The following is a 3437-nucleotide window of genomic DNA, read 5'->3' as shown; positions in this document are numbered from 1 at the left end:
GATGTCGGATTACGCTTCGCTAATCCGACCTACGAGAACTAATCGGCGTCGCAATGCGCCAGGGTAGTACGTAGGTCGGATTAGCGAAGCGTAATCCGACTCGTAGGAAGAGTTAGCAAAGTTCTCGTAGGTCGGGTTAGCGAAGCGTAACCCGACACAAGCCCCGATTTTTCCCACCATATGCATTACACTACGCTGCGTTCGATTTATTAAAACAACGCAGGAGTTCCCCCGGTGATCCGCTCTTTCTACTGGCACGATTTTGAAACCTTCGGGGTGGACCCGGTCCACGACCGGCCGTCACAGTTTGCCGGTGTGCGGACCGACGCGGACCTGAACATCATTGAAGAGCCGCTGGTTATTTACTGCAAGCCCACAGACGATTACCTGCCATCTCCCGAAGCCTGCCTGATTACCGGCATTACCCCGCAAAAAGCCATGCAGGACGGGTTCCCGGAAGCGGAGTTTATTGGTCAGATCAACGATGCCTTCAGCCAGCCGGGGACCTGCGTGGTGGGCTACAACAGCCTGCGTTTTGACGATGAAGTGACCCGCCACACCCTGTATCGCAACCTGCGCGACCCCTACGCCCGGGAATGGCAGAACGGCAATTCCCGCTGGGACATTATCGACATGGTGCGGTTGACCTACGCGTTGCGCCCGGAAGGCATTAACTGGCCGCGCAAGGAAGACGGCAGCCCCAGCTTTCGGCTGGAAGAGCTGACAGTCGCCAATGGTATCGCCCACGAAGCTGCCCACGATGCCATGTCGGACGTGGAAGCGACCATTGCGGTGGCAAAACTGATCAAGGAAAAGCAGCCCAAGCTGTTTGATTTTGTGCTGAACAACAAGGACAAGCACTCCGCACGCGCCATGCTGGATACCGCCGCCATGAAGCCGGTGTTCCACATTTCCGCCAAGTACCCGGCTAGCCAGGGCTGCTGCGCGATGGTGGCCCCGCTGGCGGAGCACCCCACCAATAAAAACCTGGTGATTGTCTACGATCTGCGGGAAGACCCCAGCGAGCTGATCCACTCCACCGCTGATCAGATTCGTGAGCGGGTGTTTACTTCCCGGGCGGAATTGGGGGAGGGCGTTAGCCGCTTCCCGCTTAAAGGCGTGCAACTGAACAAGTGCCCGGTGCTGGCTCCGGCGACCATGCTCTCGACCCTGTCACCGGAGCGGCTGGACGACCTGGAACTGGATGGCGAGCGGCTTCGGGCAAATCTGGCGTCGTTGCGCAAGGCACCGGATTTACCGGCCCGCATCGCCCAGGCGTTTGATCGGGACTTCGAAGGCAGCGAACTGACCGACCCGGACGAACAACTCTACGCCGGCGGCTTCCTCAGCAAAACCGACCGCGAAAAGCTGAACTGGGTGCTGCAGCAACCTCCCGAAACCCTGGGGGAGCTGGACGTGCGTTTTGAGGATGAGCGGCTGCCAGAAATGCTGTTCCGCTATCGCGCCAGGAATTACCCGGACACCCTGATTGGCGAGGAAGCGGAGCGCTGGGAAACCTTCCGCAGCGAGCGCCTCATGCAGCCGAAGAAGGGCTGGCGCTCGTTGGAGGCGTATGGGCATGAGTTACAGCGCCTCGCTGCTGATCCGGAGCTGACGCCGCAAAAGCAGCAGGTTCTGGAGGATCTGCATTTGTATGGGGAATCTTTGATTCCTTATATGTAGTCTGGCCTTTTTGTCGGATTACGCTTCGCTAGTCCGACCTACGTGGGATTATGCGAATCTGTGGGTTGGGTTTGTCGGATTACGCTTCGCTAATCCGACCTACGTGGGGTTATGTGGATCTGTGGGTTGGGTTTGTCGGATTACGCTTTGCTAATCCGACCTACGTGGGAGATGTGTACCTGTAGGTCGGATTAGCCGCAGGCGTAATCCGACAAACAAGTTTGGAATCTTACCCCAATAGGTTGGCTAATATAATTTACATAAATTGAATTATGGTCTTTAATGTAAATTAAATTAGCCAAATCAAGATGCCAATGGACTTGTCGACACTTGGAAAAACAATCGCAACTCTGAGACGCCAACAGAACGTGTCCCAGCAACTGATGGCTGATCACCTTGGCCTGTCCCGTGCAACCATCAATGCGCTTGAAAATGGCCGATCTGGCGATGTTGGCGTTCGTAAAGTAATGAAAATACTGGATTACCTGGGGCATGAGTTGGCTGTTCGGGAAAAATCTCCGTTCCCCACGCTTGAGGAGCTAAGAGATGAGCAATGAGCTTGGCACCTATGTTGAAGGCCGGGCAGCAGGCACGCTGGTGAGGGAGGATCAGCAGTTTGTTTTCAGCTACCAGCCGGATGCCAGCCCCGATCAGTTCGTTTCACTGACCATGCCGGTCCGCTTTCGGGATTATGTTCACCCCCGGTTGCACCCTGTTTTTGAAATGCACCTGCCGGAAGGGTATCTGCTGTCCGTACTCAAAAAACAGTTCGCCAAGCTGACGGAAACGGATGACTTCGGCTTGCTGCGCCTGTTGGCTCCCAGTATTCGGGGGCGGGTCCACTACGGGGTGCCCGGTTCCGCAGTGCCGGACAACCTGGAGCTTGATCACCTGCTTTATGGTAACAACGAAGGTTTGTTCCAGGAACTGGTGCAGCGTTTTGCTCTGAGGTCTGCATTGAGCGGTGTGCAGCCCAAGGTTCTGGCTCAGGTTGAAAACAAGGCAACGCTGGAACTTGAAGACTATATCGTTAAATCATGGGGGCCGGAGTATCCCGCTCTGGCTTTGAATGAATACTGTTGTATGTTGGCGGTGAAACACGCCGGCATTCCCGTTCCCGAGTTCTATCTTTCGGAAGACGAGTCGCTTTTTATCATGAAGCGATTTGATCTGACGCAGGAGGGGCTGCCGATGGGATTTGAGGATATGTGCGTGCTGCAGGCAAAGTCGAGAGATGACAAGTACAGCGGTAGTTATGAGCAGATTGCCAAAACCATAAAGACGTTTGTGAGCCCGCGCTTCAAGGCCGAATCGTTGCAGCAGTTTTTCAAGATGGTGGTGATGAACAATCGGCTTCAGAACGGTGACGGGCACCTCAAGAACTTTGGGCTGATCTATGACGACGTCGATTCCGTTCGTCTGGCACCGGCTTATGATGTGGTCAGCACCACGGCCTACATCCGGCAGGACATTGCGGCATTGACTCTGATGGGCAGTAAGAAGTGGTGGAACAGGAAGCACCTGCTTAGGTTCGGTACCCAGGTGTGTGATCTGTCAGCAGGTCAGGCGGAGCGGCTTTTTGGCGAATGCGAAGCAGGTTTGTCTGAGCTCAAAGCCTATGTGCAGAAGCGGTTGGCGGGGCCGTTAACTGAGGATCAGAAAAATGTTCTGGCACACCTGGACGAACTGACACATCTGCCTGGCGGTTAGTTGTCGGATTACGCTTCGCTAATCCGACCTACGTGGGGTTATGC

Annotated in this window: 3 protein-coding genes; all 3 read left to right on the top strand. The window is 55.2% G+C overall.

The window, feature by feature from the left end; all coding sequences use genetic code 11:
• The first annotated feature begins 234 nt into the window (after positions 1 to 234).
• The 3 genes from sbcB to WD429_RS11625 all read left to right on the top strand — a co-directional run bounded on the left by sbcB (position 235) and on the right by WD429_RS11625 (position 3393).
• Positions 235 to 1683 carry an exodeoxyribonuclease I gene (gene sbcB / locus WD429_RS11635; RefSeq protein WP_368422341.1) on the top strand — a complete coding sequence of 483 codons (1449 nt, stop codon included), beginning with the start codon at positions 235 to 237 and terminating at the stop codon, positions 1681 to 1683.
• 368 nt (positions 1684 to 2051) lie between these two features.
• Positions 2052 to 2240 carry a helix-turn-helix domain-containing protein gene (locus WD429_RS11630; protein WP_368422340.1) on the top strand — a complete coding sequence of 63 codons (189 nt, stop codon included), beginning with the start codon at positions 2052 to 2054 and terminating at the stop codon, positions 2238 to 2240.
• On the top strand, positions 2230 to 3393 hold the full coding sequence (locus WD429_RS11625; protein ID WP_368422339.1) for a type II toxin-antitoxin system HipA family toxin: 1164 nt from the start codon (positions 2230 to 2232) through the stop codon (positions 3391 to 3393). The genes WD429_RS11630 and WD429_RS11625 overlap by 11 nt, the downstream gene beginning before the upstream one ends.
• The last annotated feature ends 44 nt before the right edge of the window (positions 3394 to 3437 follow it).

Origin of the sequence: Marinobacter sp. (genome assembly GCF_040904845.1) — a bacterium.
Lineage (GTDB): Bacteria > Pseudomonadota > Gammaproteobacteria > Pseudomonadales > Oleiphilaceae > Marinobacter.
Note: the sequence above shows the minus strand (reverse complement) of the source record. Positions and strands in the feature narration are given on the sequence as shown.

Bases quoted from the DNA above. Each gene is read 5' to 3' on its own strand.
- WD429_RS11625 (WP_368422339.1), top strand. From the start codon at position 2,230: ATGAGCAATGAGCTTGGCACCTATGTTGAAGGCCGGGCAGCAGGCACG.